Annotated in this window: 12 protein-coding genes and 1 pseudogene; 10 read left to right on the top strand and 3 right to left on the bottom strand. The window is 52.5% G+C overall.

Annotation, left to right across the window (positions count from 1 at the left end; genetic code table 11):
• Positions 1-2: 2 nt before the first annotated feature.
• Positions 3-1265, bottom strand: a complete 1263-nt coding sequence (locus ACLJZ5_RS20835) for an MFS transporter (protein ID WP_024797547.1) — start codon at positions 1263-1265, stop codon at positions 3-5.
• 305 nt (positions 1266-1570) lie between these two features.
• Between ACLJZ5_RS20835 and yidA the strand changes: the two genes are divergently transcribed.
• The 4 genes from yidA to ACLJZ5_RS20815 all read left to right on the top strand — a co-directional run bounded on the left by yidA (position 1571) and on the right by ACLJZ5_RS20815 (position 5867).
• Positions 1571-2383, top strand: coding sequence for a sugar-phosphatase (yidA, locus tag ACLJZ5_RS20830; protein WP_000985571.1), 813 nt, complete (start codon positions 1571-1573; stop codon positions 2381-2383).
• Positions 2384-2584: 201 nt separating this feature from the next.
• A complete protein-coding gene (locus ACLJZ5_RS20825; RefSeq protein ID WP_024797548.1) occupies positions 2585-3607 on the top strand; it encodes a hypothetical protein in 1023 nt (340 codons plus the stop codon).
• On the top strand, positions 3604-4743 hold the full coding sequence (locus ACLJZ5_RS20820) for a BamA/TamA family outer membrane protein (protein ID WP_024797549.1): 1140 nt from the start codon (positions 3604-3606) through the stop codon (positions 4741-4743). Before ACLJZ5_RS20825 ends, ACLJZ5_RS20820 begins: the two co-directional genes overlap by 4 nt.
• Complete coding sequence (locus ACLJZ5_RS20815) at positions 4740-5867, top strand: DUF4056 domain-containing protein (protein WP_023224010.1); 1128 nt, start codon at positions 4740-4742, stop codon at positions 5865-5867. The genes ACLJZ5_RS20820 and ACLJZ5_RS20815 overlap by 4 nt, the downstream gene beginning before the upstream one ends.
• A 104-nt stretch (positions 5868-5971) precedes the next feature.
• On the opposite strand, the gene torS is transcribed toward ACLJZ5_RS20815, so the two are convergent.
• On the bottom strand, positions 5972-8707 hold the full coding sequence (gene torS / locus ACLJZ5_RS20810) for a TMAO reductase system sensor histidine kinase/response regulator TorS (protein ID WP_116526419.1): 2736 nt from the start codon (positions 8705-8707) through the stop codon (positions 5972-5974).
• 79 nt (positions 8708-8786) lie between these two features.
• On the opposite strand from torS, the gene torT reads away from it, so the two are divergent.
• A complete protein-coding gene (gene torT / locus ACLJZ5_RS20805) occupies positions 8787-9827 on the top strand; it encodes a TMAO reductase system periplasmic protein TorT (protein ID WP_001202038.1) in 1041 nt (346 codons plus the stop codon).
• On the opposite strand, the gene torR is transcribed toward torT, so the two are convergent.
• Entirely contained in the window at positions 9800-10492 is a 693-nt protein-coding gene (torR, locus tag ACLJZ5_RS20800; RefSeq protein WP_001562512.1) for a two-component system response regulator TorR, read from the bottom strand. The two genes, torT and torR, sit on opposite strands and share 28 nt — an antisense overlap.
• A 129-nt stretch (positions 10493-10621) precedes the next feature.
• Between torR and torC the strand changes: the two genes are divergently transcribed.
• The 5 genes and pseudogenes from torC to ACLJZ5_RS20775 all read left to right on the top strand — a co-directional run.
• A complete protein-coding gene (gene torC, locus ACLJZ5_RS20795) occupies positions 10622-11791 on the top strand; it encodes a pentaheme c-type cytochrome TorC (RefSeq protein WP_031617887.1) in 1170 nt (389 codons plus the stop codon).
• Positions 11792-11795: 4 nt separating this feature from the next.
• Positions 11796-14348, top strand: a complete 2553-nt coding sequence (gene torA / locus ACLJZ5_RS20790; RefSeq protein WP_020437375.1) for a trimethylamine-N-oxide reductase TorA — start codon at positions 11796-11798, stop codon at positions 14346-14348.
• Positions 14341-14973 (top strand): molecular chaperone TorD, encoded by a 633-nt coding sequence (torD, locus tag ACLJZ5_RS20785; protein WP_000595415.1) that lies wholly within the window; start codon positions 14341-14343, stop codon positions 14971-14973. Before torA ends, torD begins: the two co-directional genes overlap by 8 nt.
• Before the next feature lie 189 nt (positions 14974-15162).
• A complete protein-coding gene (locus ACLJZ5_RS20780) occupies positions 15163-16563 on the top strand; it encodes a cytochrome-c peroxidase (protein ID WP_000724476.1) in 1401 nt (466 codons plus the stop codon).
• A gap of 5 nt (positions 16564-16568) precedes the next feature.
• A pseudogene (locus ACLJZ5_RS20775) lies at positions 16569-16644 on the top strand (heme ABC transporter ATP-binding protein CcmA); the annotation flags it as partial.

Here is a 16644-nt window from a genome sequence, read left to right as displayed (position 1 = left end):
AATTAATATTTTTTAATCGTTAAGATTAATGCCGATACCACGGCGATAGCGCTGATAAAAACCAGGCATAGTAAGCCGCCGGTATAAGTTCCAGTGATAGAAATAAATAAGCCGATAAATACGGGAGATAATGAAGAGAGTCCATTGGCGACGCCGTTCATTACGCCGCTGGCGGCGGATATGGATTTTCCTGGTATCATTCCCTGTAATAACGTCCAGGCAACGGGGGTGCCCATCGTACAGAAAGCCACAGCAAAGGAGAGGAGTACTGCTGACATATATTTATGTTCGGTTATGGTACCGAAATAGATACTGACGCCAGCGAAAAACATTAACACCATTAATATGGGAGCGCTGCGTCCTATTTTATCGACGAAGACGCCTGCGGCCGCTTTGGCAAATATCGACAGGACAAAGGGAAGCGACGCCAGCCAACCCATTTCCGCCCAACTGAACCCTCTGGCTGATTTTAGATAGGTTGGTAGCCAGGTAATCATTCCCCAATATAAACATTGCAGACACAGATACCACAGTACCAGCAGCCAATAGCTGTAGTTGGTAATCACCGGTTTTACCCGCAACATAAAACTTTCGCTGTTGCCTGCGCTTTCCGTTTCCTGTCCAGCTTTGATATAAGCCAGTTCTTGTTCGCTGATACTTTTATGTTGTTCTGGTTTATCAGCAACATATCGCCAAAGTAGCCAAAGAGGGATTAACCCGAGAGCGGCGCATAAGAAAAAGTTGGAACGCCAGCCGTGGGTGCCTATCCACCAGGTGAAAAAAGGCATCGCAATGGCGGGTGCCACCGACTGGCCGACGATCCACGCCGCGTTTGCTCTGCCGCGCTCCTGCTTCGGGAACCAGTTTTTAATAAATACGCTTTGCAGTGGATAATAAAATCCCTCTCCGATGCCCAGTAATATACGGCAAATAATAATTAGAGCGAATGATGTGGCGACGCCGCCAACCATTAAAGCGATAGTCCAGATCAGAATACAAAGTATCATTGCTTTTCTGGGGCCGAGATAATCGCCAAGCGGTGATAATACAACGTTAGCGATACCATAAGCGGCCAGAAAGACGGTCATCATCATGCCGATTTGCAAGGGCATACCTTCAATACCCATATAGGCTAAGAAGGGTTCATTCGCGGCTAATACCGAAACATTAACGCGATCGAGATAAGCAATAAATATTCCAATAAACAGACAGGCAACGATTAAAAATCTTTTCCTGGTTGGGGGGGCGGTAAGGGCCATCGACATTAGCGATCTCCTTCTCATCGGATAAGGTTATTTTAAAATATAAGTTTTTGTTGATTTTTACTGATTAAGAACCAATCCCATTAGGCTCTAAGTGATGATGTCCAAAGTAGCAATACGCATTCTTTTAGAAAAACGGTATTTTCTGTTTGATTAATGAGGTTATCTAATACATCAGGAGGGGAGAATACGGCCTGAAAAGGGGAATCTCGTTTGTGAATCTTATCCCCCTTTCTCTCGGATTCTTTACTGTTTTTTGAGCGGAATCGCGTTAGCATGAGTCAGGACTCATTTAATGCGGGGATTTCATGGCTATTAAACTCATTGCTATCGACATGGATGGCACCCTTCTGCTGCCCGATCACACCATTTCTCCGGCGGTTAAAAACGCGATTGCCGCTGCGCGTGAAAAAGGGGTAAACGTGGTGCTGACCACAGGCCGTCCGTATGCGGGTGTGCACAGTTACCTGAAAGAACTTCACATGGAACAGCCCGGTGATTATTGCATCACCTATAACGGGGCGCTGGTGCAGAAAGCAGGGGACGGCAGTACGGTTGCGCAAACGGCGCTCAGCTATGATGACTACCGTTACCTGGAAAAACTGTCCCGTGAGGTGGGTTCTCACTTCCACGCATTAGACCGAAATACGCTTTATACCGCTAACCGCGATATCAGCTACTACACGGTGCATGAATCGTATGTGGCGACCATTCCGCTGGTATTTTGTGAAGCGGAGAAGATGGACCCGAACACCCAGTTCCTGAAAGTTATGATGATCGATGAGCCTGCCGTTCTCGACCGGGCGATTGCGCGTATACCGGCAGAGGTGAAGGAAAAGTACACCGTGCTGAAAAGTGCGCCGTATTTCCTTGAAATCCTCGATAAACGGGTTAATAAAGGCACTGGCGTAAAATCACTGGCCGAGGCGCTGGGTATTAAGCCAGAGGAGGTGATGGCGATTGGCGATCAGGAAAACGACATTGCGATGATCGAATACGCCGGTATGGGCGTGGCAATGGACAACGCCATTCCGTCGGTCAAAGAGGTGGCTAACTTTGTGACTAAATCGAACCTTGAAGATGGTGTTGCCTGGGCGATTGAACAACATGTTCTGTCCTGATTCACTCCGGCCCGATCGCCGTCGGGCCGATAGTTCCACTCATGAAGCTAATGTGTTGCAACAAAGACGTTGTAGAAAATAGTTTTTTATTTCAAAAGATTAATTCGCACAGAAATCCCGCCCACCAGGCGACGATTACTATATTCTCCCTCCTCCTTTCGATCCGGCGGCGCTTCTCGCCAGAATAAACGCTTCATCATTATGAAAAAACGCTCCCTTTTGCTGTTGGCGCTGCCCGCTATGGCTTTTTCTACCTGGGCGGCTACCAGCTCCCCGGCGAACCTGTCGCCTGTTTATAGCTATCAGGATGACGCCCCATCTGCAGCCACATCGCCAGTCGCGATAACGCCGGTGGCAAAGCCTGCCAGTACATCAGTGTTGCCTTTTCTGGGTGATGAAGCCCGAAAGCGTGGCTATGAGCTTCCCGAGCCATTTGGCCTCAATATTAACTACATGAATATTGGGCAGAATATTAACGTTGATAGCATCAACTTTAATGGCCTGGCTTTAGGTCCCAACGGGGGAATTCCATTAGATAACGCATTTAAAATTAACGTCGGTCATACCCGTGAAAAGAGCAAGACCGAAACGGTCAAGCTGGATGCCTGGCTGCTGCCATTTATGAATGTGTACGGCCTGGTGGGCTATACCGATGGTCATTCCGTTTCGCAAATTGGTGTTGGGTTGATGACGAAAAATGGCCACGTTTTTCATCCCGCCGATCTGCAAAACCTCAAGTTTAAACTCGACTTTAAAGGCACTACCTATGGCATCGGCACCACGCTGGTCGGCGGCGTAAGTAACTGGTTTACCGCTGTTGATGCTAACTACACCCAGACACAGTTCGATATTCTTGATGGCAGCATCGACGCCTTTACCGTCTCACCTCGTGTTGGTTACCGTTTTACCACCCCGGGTATAGATAAGATGCATCTGCCGTCGGGCAAGCTAAACGTCTGGGTCGGCAGCATGTATCAGGATGTGCAGCAGGAGTTTAAAGGCAGCCTCGACGACCTGACCATGCCGTCAGCGACGCTACAAAGGCTGGTGAGTATGGCTAACTATAACAATAACGGCCGCTTTGACGTCAAACAGCATCTACAATCACCGTGGAACATGCTGCTGGGCGCTCAGTATGAAATAACCCGCCATTTCAACGTTACCACCGAGTTTGGCTTTGCCGAGCGCAATAGCTTCTTTGTGGCCGGTGAGTACCGCTTTTGAATCGCTGCCATTACCGACTGTTGCTTTGCGTCGCCGGTGTGCTGTCCGGCGTGGCGCAGGCGTCGCTGCCCAGCCGCAGTCAGGTGGACGGCTGGCTACAACAAATGGGGGATAGCGATACTTACGATGCCGCCAAAGGCGTCAACTGGGGAGTAATGCCCGGGCCATTTTATACCCCTGAACTGGGGCTGGGCATCGGCACCGCTATCGTCGGTATGTATCGCCCCGATCCTGCCGATAAGGTTAGCCAGGTATCCACGCTGTCGCTGAGCGGCTATTTCAGCTCCACAGGCGCTTTTGGCGTAAGCCTGCAAAATTACGCTTTTTTCGCGCAAGATCGCTGGCGTTTCTTCCTCACTGGCGCATTGAGCGACACGCCCACTTACTATTGGGGACAGGGTTTTGCCGCCGGTGGTAAAGACAGCCATAAGCAGGCCTATACTGCGCAGGTGCTGGATCTGCAACCCATGCTGTATCGTCGGCTGGTTAACAATATCTATCTTGGCGTTGGCTGGAGGCTGGATGTACAGCACGCCGCGCAAATTGATGAGACCGATCCGCCCAAAATTCAAAGTACCGCGCAGGGCTGTTCTTCACTGAGTAACGGCGGTAGCGTTGAGATTAGCTGGGATGATCGTGATTTTATACCTAACCCACGCAAAGGGCAGTATGCCACCCTTCGCTATACCCACTTCGCGTCGGACGTCGGTAGCGATACGCGGTTCGATGAATACCAACTGCACTATAGTCGTTACCATGCCGTCAATGATAAAGATGTGCTGGCCTGGGAAACGGACGGCGCCTTTACTCAGGGTGATGTGCCGTGGAATATGCTGCCGCTGCTGGGCAGTAACCATCGTATGCGCGGCTATTATGAAGGACGCTATCGCGATAAAAATGCTATCAGCGGTCAGCTGGAATATCGCCATAAGCTGAGCTGGCGGCATGGCGTTGTCGGTTGGGTGGGCGCGGGCACCATGGGATCGTCTTTGCATCATCTGGATGACGGGCGATGGCTGCCTTCTGCGGGCGTGGGCTATCGCTTTGAGTTCAAGCCGCGCGTCAATGTGCGGCTGGATTACGGCGTGGGCAAAGCTAGCAGCGGTTTTTATTTTCAGGTAGGAGAAGCATTTTGAGGTCCGTCGTTCGGGTTATCTTTCTGGCGCTGCTGTTTCTGGCGGGGAGTGCCCGCGCCGCCTTACCACTGTCGCTCTATCTGTCCACTCACCCAATGCCTGCTGCCAGTGAAGCCTGGCCGACGATGCCGCCGCAGCCGCTGCCAAAGGGGTTGCGGCCGTGTTGCGCTTTTGGTTACGACCTGCATGCCGAGCTGCTGGGACTGCCGGTTCCGTTCTATCAGTTAAATAACATCGTGACGGTGGACTCGCTGGGGCATCATCAGTACAACGACCATCTGTACTCGGGCGTGGCAAACCTGATTGGCCTTAGCGGTGAGAATAACGGTATTGTGTATACCTTGCGTGGCGGATTCATCGACACCGCACATGTGCGGGATACCGCTGATATGACAGTGTATATCTTCAGCCAACTACTACCAAAGCTGGGGCAGGCTTTTACGCTGAATCTGGGCGAGGAGCTGGCCGAACGGCGTCTGGTTTTTACTGCTTTTACCCCTCCGGTCGATGCACGCGAGCGTTACACGCTGGCCGCCTGGCTGTCGGCGCATCTGGCGTTCCAGGTGGCGGAGTGGCACGAAATCGCCCAATGGTACGGTTTCGAGTCTGTTCGCGGATTTTCTGAGGGAGTATCGGCTTTTTCGCCGGAAGATCTCTATTCTAACCTCGCGGGTGCCCGTCTGGCAGCGTCTTTAATTGTCGGCGGCCAGACGAAAACGCAAGAGATGTACAACACGGCGATGGAAACTGCGCTGAGGCAAGCGCTGACGCAGCTGGCAGCGCAGCCGGCGCAGATCACCCGTTTTCAGTTTGATATGCTTGATGGCCGTTGGTGGAACAGCCAGCGGCGGGTACCGGAAAAATATCTGGTGCTGCATCGTAATTATCAGATGGGCGATGACCGCCTGCCGACCGCCATTCCTGGCGAGATAATGCCGCTATTGCCGCTGAGCTTGCCCCATCGCTGGCGCGGTATCCAGCTTAGCACGCTGGCGCAACTACAATTGTGGCCCAGCGAGGATATGGCGCAGCTACCGCCTCCCGCGCACTATTACAGCGAAAAAGATTTTGCCGCCCTGGCGGAGCAGGCACGGCTACAGGACGAAAAAACACAGAATCATTAAACAGGCAGTAGCCGTAGGCTATTTCCCTCTTATACCCTCGGCGTACTGTTTTATGTCCTGATAACTGGCGATGTGAAACGCGTCGTTTGGCGAGCCGGAAGCTATTATGGCGAAGGATGACCGGCTATCCATGCGTCGAGCGCCGTCACTCCCTGCGTCACGATAGTTTTAATATCTATATCGCTAAGCGGTTGCAATTCCAGCTCCCGACAGGCTTCGGTTGCCTGCGTCATCCCCAGGCTGGCGCAGCCGCTTTTTAATTTATGCGCCAGCCGCTTAATGTTAACGTCGTCATTCATGGCGCGCGCCGCCTCGATCTCCTCGACTAAAGGCAGCGCGCTGTCTTTGAATAAGGCGACCCATTGCCGGAGCTTTTCCGGGCCGACAGACGCCATATCGCCGGCAAGCTGATGTTCATTCAGCATCGCCCGCGTATTGTGAGATTTGCCCTGTAAATAGTGCGCTATCATGCGGTAAAGCTCCTCGCGGGGAACGGGCTTTTGAATAATCCCGCAGAAAAGACCGGCGGTACGCTGACGAAGATTATCGTCTATCACATGCGCGCTAAAACCAATGCGTTTCATGGCGGGATACAGGCTCATCAACTGCTGCGCCAGGGTTAAGCCGTCATAATCCGGTAAATCAAAATCCACCAGCGCTACATCAAAGGACTCGCCTTCAGCTAAACAGCGTAGCGCGTCATTCGCGCTTTCAGCTACTGAGACCTTCACCCCTTTACCCGTGAGCATTTCAGCGGTAATACGCTGCGTCAGCATATTATCTTCAATCAGCAACAGACGTAGCCCGTTAAGATTTATCGGTTCCCTGAACGCATTTTTGCTTGCGGGTTTGGGGTGGCGAACCGGCAGTTGTAAGCGAAAACAACTGCCAACATGAAGCGTACTGGTGACGGTTAGCGTCCCGCCCATCGCCTCTGCCAGGCTGGCGCTGATAGCCAGCCCCAGGCCCGTCCCGCCCCGGCGTCCTGTCGCCTGCACAAACGGTTTGAAAATAGCCGTCAGCTTCGCTTCAGGGATACCGCACCCGGTATCTTCAACCTCAATAAACCAGCTCTGATCGTCGCAAAACATGCGCAGCACTATGCTGCCGCGATCGGTAAATTTCGCCGCATTACTTAAAAGATTAATCACAATTTGACGTATCCGGCGCGGATCGCCTTGTAGCGTGGAGGGGAGTTGCTCGCTAAAGTCGGCGATGAGCGCCACCTGCACGCGGCTGTGCATTAAATGCAGCGCGCTATTCAACAATTGTCGCGGTTCAAACGGCTCCTCGCTAATAGAAACGTTGGTGCCGCCTACTTCAATCGCCGAGTAATCAAGAATATCGTTAAGAATCGCCAGTAGCGATTCGCCTGAATCATTAATGGCCTGTAAGTCGTCGCGGTAGTTTGCCATGAGCGGTTTATCGGCCAGCAATTGTACCGTACCGAGAATGCCGTAAAGCGGCGTGCGAATTTCATGGCTCATGGCGGCAAGGAACGTCGATTTCGCCTCGTTGGCCTTTTCCGCTTCGGCGCGCGCCTGCCGGTGTTCCAGCACCAGCGCATGAAGCTCCGCCGTTTGCGAACGCACCTGTTCCGCCAAATCCTCACGATGGCGGTTTAATTTGCGCACGTTGGCGCGAAACGCTTCCATCAGACGGCTGATGGTATCCAGTTCGCTGACGCCAGCCGCCTCCGGAAACGGTGAGTCAATATCGCCCTCCAGTAGCCGCTGTAAGGCCTGAGTTTGTTGCGCCAGCGGGCGGGATACGGAACGGTAAACCACTCGCCAAAGAATAAAACTTAATGAGCACAGCGCCAGGATACCTAAGATCACTAACCCTATTTGCCCACGCTGACTGGCGTGTGTAAGACGCGCTAACCCAGCCTCGTTTCGTTTTTCGATGGCATTCACCAACTGCGACACTTCCGTACTGAAGCGGGTAAACTGAAAGAGGTTATTGGCCATAAGCGTTTGAAGCTGGTCGCGGATGGCGTTTTCCTTACGAAACAGGGTAACCAGTGTGGTGTACTGATTTATTTTCTCCAGCGCGTCGGCGATTTGGGCGCGAACGGTAGGATCTTCTATACGCTGCTGGCGGCGGGATAAAATTTTAACCAACTGATTAAGTTTTTCATCGGTGTCCTCGGCATCGCTCAGCCCTTGCGCGTCTTTTAAGGTCACAATGAGCTGCTTAAACCGCAGGGCATTGACCCGCAGCTCATTCATCTGATTCACATACTCAAGGTCGATATCAATTAGTCGGTCAAGCGCGCGTTCAGCCTGGTCCCCTTTACCGCTTTCGATAAGATCGTAAATACCGGCCTGGGTGGCGCCTGCAGATGTCGCTGCATTATTGGCCTGACCGTGAGCCTGGGCGGCAATGCTTTCCGCCGCCTCCGCAATCTGGCGGCTTAACTGCTGTTGCTGTGCGCGCAGCGTGAGAATTTCACCGACCAGCGTTCCCTGTTGCCCAAGCGTTTGTGCAATCTCTTTTTCTTGCCGGGCGATGGCCGAGGTATTAAACCCCTGCTCGCTTAATGCCTGCAAAAGATGGTTAATTTTAAGGCTTTGCGCTTTCAGCATCTTCCCCTGCGCCAGCCAAACGCCCTCACTGTCGGCATTGGTCAGATTTTGCGCGGAAAAGAGCTCGTAAGCGCTGGCTTCGCTTAACTGCCTGGCCATATTCATCGTCGGGAGCAGCGCTTGCGTATTGGTTTGCTCCACCTGACTAATGACGCGCAGGCTTATCCAGCCGATCACGGTGCTGAGCAGGGTGAGCGCCGCCATCAGGGCGAAGGCCAGCCATAATCTGCGGGTCAGTGAAGGCGTTGACATTTATGCGCCGCGGGTGAAATGGGTTGAGTTGCCGCCGGAAAAACCATTAGGATAAAACCTTGTTGCTGGTGGGGCTATCATGCGCGCGCTTATTTCGTTCTTTTTTTTGATAATCATCGTCTCGAATGTAGAAACGGCGTCAGCCGAAACCGGACTGCTACACTGGACGCGAGCCGATCGGGCGATTCCCTGGCGGCAAACGTCAGTCAATGCGAGTAAACCCTGGAAACTGTGCGCATTATACCCCAGCCTGAAAGATTCTTACTGGTTGTCCGTCAACTACGGGATGCAAAAAGCGGCCAAATTGTATGGCGTTGATTTAAAAGTGCTGGAAGCGAATGGCTATCGGCAACTGGCGACGCAACAACAGCAAATGATGCAATGCCGGGAGTGGGGCGCCGACGCTATTCTGCTTGGCAGCAGTACCGATCGTTTCCCGGAACTGGAACGGTATGCCGGTAATGTGCCGGTTATTGAACTGGTGAACATGATTCACGATGCCAGCGTCGCAACCCGCGTTGGTCTGCCGTGGTTTCAGATGGGGTATCTGCCGGGACGTTTCCTGGTGCAGTGGAGCAAAGGAAAAGCGCTTAACGTTTTACTCTTCCCGGGGCCGGAAGAAGCCGGCGGCAGTCAGGAGATGGTGGCGGGTTTTCGTCAGGCAATTAAAGGCAGCGCCATCAACATTGTGGATATCGCCTGGGGCGATAACGACATTGAAGTGCAGCGAAACTTACTCCAGGAAATGCTGGAGCGCCATCCGGACGCCAATGTGGTCGCCGGGTCGGCGATAGCGGCGGAGGCGGCGATGGGCGAAGGGCGAAATTTGACGACTCCGCTCACGATCGTCTCATTTTATCTGACGCATCAGGTTTATCGCGGTTTAAAACGCGGCCATATCCTGATGGCGCTCAGCGATCAGATGGCCTGGCAGGGAGAATTAGCGATAACGCAGTCGATTAAGGTCTTACAGGGGCAACCGGTGCCTGAAAATATCAGCCCGCCGGTGCTTATTTTGACGCATAACAACGCCGACAGCGCGCGCGTTCGCCGTTCGCTATCGCCTCCGGGATTTCGGCCCGTCTATCTGTATCAATACACCTCCGAGGCTAAAAAGTAGCCTTCGCCATGCTGTGTGACCAGCAGTTCCGGCGTAATTTTATGGCGTAAGCGGCGAACCAGGACATCAATCGTGCGGAGATCCGGAGTCTCTACGCGGCGGGCGGAAAGCATTCGCAGCAGACGTTCGCGATGCAGCACTTTGCCTGGGTTGGTCACAAAGGCCAGCAGTAACTCGTACTCCGCGCGCGTAAGCTTAATGGCTTCACCATTGTGCTCCAGCGTGTGATTCATCACGTTCAGGCAGTAACCGGAAAACATATAGCAGTTTTCACTGGCATTTTGCGGCGTGGGGCGGGCCAGATCGATGCGCCACAAAAGGTTTTTCACCCGCACTACCAGCTCGCGCAGTTCCAGCGGCTTGGTGACGTAGTCGTCCGCGCCCATCTCCAGCCCGACGATGCGGTCGATTTGGTCGCAACGCCCTGTCACCAGAATAATGCCCACCGTGGAGCGTTCGCGTAGCGCCCTGGTCAGCATCAACCCGTTTTCATCGGGGAGGTTGATATCCAGCAGGATCAGCGAAACGTGCTCATGCTCCATGATGTCGCGCAGGCCCGCGCCGCTGTCGGTCACCGAAACGCGATACCCCTCCTGCTCAAAATAGGCCTGTAATCTGGCCTGAGTAACAGGTTCATCCTCAACAATAACAATGTGATGTGACATCCTGCGCGCGGTCTCTTTCTGTTCATATCTGTTCATATATTGCCGTATCCCGTTCATCCTGACCAGTGACGCTGTTCATATTTGCGGAATAAGATCTGCGCATTAAACCATATAATTACAGGGGCTATTATGCGAAAACTCTGGAGAGCGCTACTCAGGCCAAGCGCCCGTTGGTCGATACTGGCGCTGGTCATTGTCGGGATTGTGATCGGCGTTGCGCTGATCGTGTTACCTCACGTCGGTATCAAACTGACCAGTACGACAGAGTTTTGCGTCAGCTGCCATAGTATGCAGCCGGTGTATCAGGAATATAAACAGTCCGTACATTTCCAGAACGCTTCCGGCGTACGCGCGGAATGCCACGATTGCCATATCCCCCCTGATATTCCAGGCATGGTGAAACGTAAGCTGGAAGCCAGCAACGATCTTTACCAGACATTTATCGCCCACTCGATTGATACCCCGGAAAAATTTGAAGCCAAACGCGCCGAGCTTGCCGAGCGTGAATGGGCGCGCATGAAAGAGAATAACTCCGCGACCTGTCGTTCCTGCCATAACTACGATGCGATGGATCACGCGAAACAGAACCCGGAAGCGGCGCGGCAAATGAAAATCGCCGCGAAAGAAAATCAATCCTGCATCGACTGTCATAAAGGGATTGCCCACCAGCTACCGGATATGAGCAGCGGTTTCCGCAAACAGTTTGATGAACTGCGCGCCAGCGCCAGTACGCATAATGACGGCGATACGCTCTATTCGCTGGATATCAAGCCGATTTACGCCGCTAAAGGCGATAAAGAACCGGCAGGTTCGCTGTTACCTGCTTCTGAAGTGAAAGTCCTTAAACGGGACGGTGACTGGCTGCAAGTGCAAATCGAAGGCTGGACGGAGACGGACGGTCGCCAGCGCGTGCTGACGCAGTTGCCCGGTAAACGTATTTTTGTCGCCTCGATTCGCGGCGATGTGCAACAGCATGTGAAAACGCTGGAAGAGACCACCGTCGCGGCGACCAATACTCAGTGGAGCAAATTACAGGCAACCGCGTGGATGCAAAAAGGCGACATGGTAAATGACATTAAACCGATTTGGGCCTATGCCGACTCCCTCTATAACGGCACCTGTAATCAGTGTCACGGCGCGCCGGACAAAGCGCACTTTGACGCTAACGGCTGGATCGGCACGCTCAACGGCATGATCGGTTTCACCAGTCTGGATAAGCGTGAAGAACGTACCTTGTTGAAATATCTCCAGATGAATGCGTCTGATACCACCAACACGCCGCACAGCGATAAGGGATAACACAATGAAAAATAAGGACTCGTTACACGTCTCTCGTCGACGTTTTCTGGCGCAGCTTGGCGGTTTGACGGTGGCAGGAATGCTGGGGCCGTCACTGCTGACGCCCCGTAGCGCCCGCGCAGCGGATGCCGTTGCGCCAGGCGCCGCGACGAAAGAGGGTATCCTTACCGGTTCTCACTGGGGGGCGATTCGCGCCACGGTGGTTGACGGTCGATTTGTGGCGGCAAAACCGTTTGAACAGGATAAATACCCGTCCAAAATGATCGCTGGTCTGCCCGATCACGTTCACAATGCGGCGCGTATTCGCTATCCGATGGTGCGCGTCGACTGGATGCGCAAAGGTCATCAAAGCGACACCTCGCAGCGCGGCGATAATCGTTTTGTGCGCGTCTCCTGGGATGAAGCGCTGGATCTGTTCTATCAGGAACTGGAGCGGGTGCAAAAAACCTACGGGCCGAGCGCGTTACTGACGGCGAGCGGCTGGCAATCTACCGGCATGTTCCATAACGCCTCCGGGATGCTGGCGCGCGCGATTGCGCTACATGGCAATAGCGTCAGCACGGGAGGGGACTATTCGACTGGCGCGGCACAGGTGATTCTGCCGCGCGTGGTGGGTTCAATGGAAGTGTACGAGCAGCAAACGTCATGGCCTCTGGTTTTACAGAACAGTAAAACAATTGTGCTATGGGGTTCTGATATGGTGAAAAACCAGCAGGCAAACTGGTGGTGCCCGGATCACGATGTCTATCAGTACTATGAACAATTAAAAGAGAAAGTTGCCAGCGGCGCTATCTCGGTCATCAGCATCGACCCGGTCGTCACCTCCACGCACGATTATCTGGGGCGCGATAAGGTCAAACATATCGCCATTAACCCGCAGACGGATGTCCCGTTACAACTGGCGCTGGCGCATACCCTGTACAGCGAGAAACTGTACGATAAAAATTTCCTCGATAATTATTGCGTCGGTTTTGACCAGTTCCTCCCCTATTTGCTGGGCGAAAAAGATGGACAGCCCAAAGATGCCGCCTGGGCGGAAAAACTGTGCGGTATTGACGCCGACACCATCCGCGCGTTGGCGCGGCAGATGGCGGGCGACAGAACGCAAATCATCGCTGGCTGGTGCGTACAACGTATGCAGCATGGCGAACAGTGGTCTTGGATGGTCGTCGTGCTGGCGGCAATGCTGGGACAGATTGGTTTACCGGGCGGCGGCTTTGGTTTTGGCTGGCACTACAACGGCGCCGGGACGCCTGGCCGTAAAGGGATCATTTTAAGCGGCTTTTCCGGTTCGACGACCGTTCCGCCAGTACACGACAGCACGGATTACAAAGGCTACAGCAGCACCATTCCTATTGCGCGTTTTATGGATGCCATTCTTGAACCGGGCAAGGTCATTAACTGGAACGGCAAATCGGTTAAATTACCGCCGCTGAAGATGTGCGTGTTCGCCGGGACTAACCCGTTCCACCGACACCAACAAATTAACCGCATAATTGAAGGGTGGCGCAAGCTGGAAACGGTCATCGCTATTGATAACCAGTGGACGTCGACCTGCCGCTTTGCGGATATCGTTTTGCCGGCTACCACCCAATTTGAGCGTAACGACCTCGATCAATTCGGCAACCACTCTAACCGCGGCATTATCGCCATGAAACAGGTGGTGTCGCCGCAGTTTGAAGCGCGTAACGACTTTGATATTTTCCGCGATCTCTGCCGACGCTTTAACCGTGAAGCGGCATTCACGGAAGGTCTTGATGAAATGGGCTGGCTGAAACGCATCTGGCAGGAAGGGAGCCAGCAGGGAAAAGGTCGCGGTATCCACTTACCGACTTTCGAGGTGTTCTGGAATCAACAGGAGTACATCGAGTTTGATCATCCGCAGATGTTTGTGCGCCATCAGGCTTTCCGTGAAGATCCGGACCTGGAGCCGTTGGGCACGCCAAGCGGTTTGATCGAGATTTACTCCAAAACGATCGCCGACATGCAATACGACGATTGTCAGGGCCATCCCATGTGGTTCGAAAAAATCGAACGCTCGCATGGCGGGCCGGGATCGCAGCGCTGGCCGCTGCACTTACAATCCGTCCACCCTGATTTCCGTCTGCATTCCCAACTGTGCGAGTCGGAAACGCTGCGTCAGCAATATGCCGTTGGCGGCAAGGAGCCGGTCTTTATTAACCCACAGGATGCCAGCGCACGCGGGATCCGCAACGGTGACATCGTGCGGGTATTCAATGCACGCGGGCAGGTACTGGCGGGAGCGGTAGTTTCCGATCGCTATGCGCCGGGCGTGGCGCGAATTCATGAAGGCGCCTGGTACGATCCTGATAAAGGCGGCGATCTCAACGCGTTATGTAAGTACGGCAACCCTAACGTATTAACGCTGGATATCGGTACATCACAGCTCGCGCAGGCGACCAGCGCGCATACGACGCTGGTGGAAATTGAAAAATATACCGGCCCTATTGATAACGTCACGGCGTTTAACGGTCCGGTCGAGATGGTCGCGCAGTGTGAATATGTACCCGCATCGCAGGGGAATCCGCATGATTAAGCAGCCAGCGCTTGCTCAGGAACAGTACGCCTGCGTATATGCATGGCTGGCGTTACTCTTTTTCCGGGAAGTGGATGATGAAGGGTTAATACAATTACAGTCCGCGGAAATCGCGGACTGGCTGGCGCTGTTAAAGCGTCAGCCAGCGCTGGCGGCGTCGGTGGCGTTACTCGAACAAAAAATTGCCGCGCTTAGCCTGCGCCAGGATGCGCAGCTGGAGCTGGCCGCAGATTTTTGCGGATTGTTCCTGATGACGGATAAAAAATCGGCGTTGCCCTACGCCTCGCAATACCCGCAGCAGGAACCCGGCATGATTAAACATTTATTGCTTGAAGCCGGGATGGAAGTCAACGACGATTTTAAAGAGCCGGCCGACCACCTGGCGATTTATCTGGAATTACTCAGCCATTTACATTTTTCATTGGGTGAATCGTTCCAACAACGGAGAATGAATAAATTACGCCAGAAAACATTGTCGTCATTACTGGAATGGCTTCCGGAATTTACAAATAATTGCCTTAAGCATGATCCCTATGGTTTTTATGCTGCGTTAAGTCAATTATTGTTGGCTATCGTTCGTTTTGATGACGGAAAAGAGGATTTATCCATTGTTGCGGCTGAATAAACCCTGTGACGGGCATCGCAAAATAAATCTTACGATAGTCGGGGGTTATCATATCTATAGGTTTAGCCAATTGTAATTATTGATACCAATCAATATCCATGATGGGTTTGTATTTAGTATTGACGGGCCTCATGAGTAAAAAAATAAAATTTAATTAATCATGCCGCAATACCCCATAAGGATAGTGATATGAAAAAAATTACCCTCTATGCGACAACGGTTATCACCGTTGGGCTGTTATGTTATTTAGGTTTGTCCGGGTATGTATGGTATTACGACAAACAGCGCAGTAAAAAAAGCGATGTGCAGGCCTCGGTTGTGGGTGAAAATAATAAAATACTGGGTTATTTCAGGGAGAAAGGATGTGATTATTGTCATACGCCTTCCGCTGAATTACCTTTTTATTCCTCTTTTCCGGTGGCAAAGCAGCTAATGGATTACGATATCCAGCTTGGCTACAAATCGTTTAACCTGGAGGCGGTACGGGCCGCCCTGATTGCGGATACGCCGGTGCCGCAAAGCGAACTGAATAAAATTGAATGGGTTATGCAACATCAGACTATGCCGCCAACCCGCTATGTCGCGCTGCACTGGGCGGGGGGCGTCAGCGATAAAGAGCGTACTGACATCCTGAACTGGATAGCCGATCAGCGTGAGCGCAACTATGCCAGCGCCGATACCGACCCGGCGCACCGGAATGAACCCGTTCAGCCTATTCCGCGCAATATTCCCGTCGATGCGAAAAAAGTCGACTTAGGTTTCCGTCTTTATCATGATGAACGTTTATCCGGCGACAGCACAATATCCTGTGCGCATTGTCACGCGTTAAATGCGGGCGGTGTCGATGGCAGAAAAACCTCAATTGGCGTTGGCGGTGCGGTAGGACCAATAAATGCGCCGACGGTATTCAACTCCGTATTTAATATCGAACAATTTTGGGATGGTCGTGCTGCAACCCTGCAGGAGCAAGCAGGCGGACCACCGTTAAATCCTATTGAAATGGCCTCTAAATCCTGGGATGAAATTATTAGCAAGCTTGATAAAGATCCTGTCCTGAAAAAAGATTTCCAGGCGGTTTATCCGCAAGGATTTACCGGGGAAAATATTACTGATGCGATCGCCGAATTCGAAAAAACGTTGATAACGCCGGATTCCGCCTTTGATAAATGGCTACGTGGAGATGAAAATGCGCTGACCGCGCAACAGAAACACGGTTATCAATTATTTAAAGAGAATAAATGTGCAACCTGTCACGGCGGTATCATTTTAGGCGGGCGCTCTTTTGAACCATTGGGATTAAAGCGAGACTTTAATTTTGGCGAAATTACCGCAGCGGATATTGGTCGTATGAACGTCACCAAAGAGGTTCGCGATAAATTACGGCAAAAAGTCCCGGGCTTACGCAACGTCGCGTTAACAGCGCCTTATTTCCATCGGGGCGACGTACCGACGCTGGATGGCGCGGTAAAACTGATGCTGCGTTATCAGGTTGGCACCGATCTGCCGCAAAACGATATTGACGATATCGTCGCCTTCCTGGAAAGCCTGACCGGTGTTTATACGCCATATCAACCTGAATATGCGCAATGACAATAATGCTTGAAGCCAGAGATCTGTACTGCGAGCGGGACGAGAGGACGCTGTTTCGCGGGCTGTCGTTCACCGTGGAGG

Source organism: Salmonella sp. 5800 (assembly GCF_046558195.1).
Lineage (GTDB): Bacteria > Pseudomonadota > Gammaproteobacteria > Enterobacterales > Enterobacteriaceae > Salmonella > Salmonella enterica.
This window is presented reverse-complemented; position numbering and strand designations above follow the sequence as displayed.